The sequence below is a fragment of the Mycobacterium sp. E183 genome, assembly GCF_001667735.1.
Classification (GTDB): domain Bacteria; phylum Actinomycetota; class Actinomycetes; order Mycobacteriales; family Mycobacteriaceae; genus Mycobacterium.
This window is the reverse complement of sequence record NZ_LZJN01000212.1, coordinates 1-818: the sequence shown is the minus strand read 5'-3', so window position 1 is coordinate 818 and position 818 is coordinate 1. Positions and strand designations below refer to the sequence as shown.

Below are 818 nucleotides of genomic sequence, written 5' to 3'. Positions count from 1 at the left end.
ATCGAGAAATATGACGTCAACGTGATCGGGATCACGCTGAGTCGCAACCAGTTTGCCTACAGTAAGGCCAAAATGGCCGCCATCCCCACCGACCGCTCCGTCGAAGTCCGGTTGCAGGGCTGGGAGGAATTCGACGACAAGGTCGACCGAATCGTCAGCATCGGCGCCTTCGAGGCGTTCAAGGCCGACCGGTGGCCGGCCTTTTTTGAACGTGCCCACCACATCCTGCCCGACGACGGTCGGATGCTGTTGCACACCATCGTTCGCCCCTCCTTCAAGGAGGCCAGGGCGCGGGGCATGACGCTGACGCACGAGATCGTGCACTTCTCGCAGTTCATCCTCACCGAGATCTTCCCGGGGGGCTGGCTCCCGACCCCGCAGACCGTCGGGGAGTACGCCGTAACGGCCGGCTTCGAGCTGACCCGGGTGCACTCACTGCAGCTGCACTACGCGCGCACCCTGGAGACGTGGGCGGCCGCCCTCGAGGCGAACCGCGACGAGGCCATCGCCATCCAGTCGCAGGAGGTCTACGACCGCTACATGAAGTACCTGACCGGTTGCGCGAGGCTGTTCCGCCAGGGTTACACCGACGTCGACCAGTTCACGCTGGAAAAGTAGCGGAACGACCCCCAGCTCCTCGCCGCCTACTTCACGAGGGTGAACTGGCCCACATTGCTGATGCCCTTGCGGAAGAAGTCCTCGCAGCCGGTCAGGTACTTCATGTAGCGGTCGTAGACCTCTTGCGACTGGATGGCGATGGCCGCGTCCTTGTTGGCCGCCAGGTTTGCCGCCCACAAATTGAGAGTCCGCTCGTAGTG

Annotated in this window: 2 protein-coding genes; one reads left to right on the top strand and one right to left on the bottom strand. The window is 63.1% G+C overall.

Going from position 1 to position 818, the window contains the following annotated elements:
- The coding region (locus A5691_RS26170; protein WP_068266847.1) for a class I SAM-dependent methyltransferase at positions 1 to 618 on the top strand (618 nt) is incomplete at its 5' end.
- A 26-nt stretch (positions 619 to 644) separates the two neighbouring features.
- On the opposite strand, the gene A5691_RS26165 is transcribed toward A5691_RS26170, so the two are convergent.
- Positions 645 to 818 (bottom strand): class I SAM-dependent methyltransferase (locus tag A5691_RS26165; protein ID WP_197696200.1); only part of this gene is annotated, 174 nt, incomplete at its 5' end.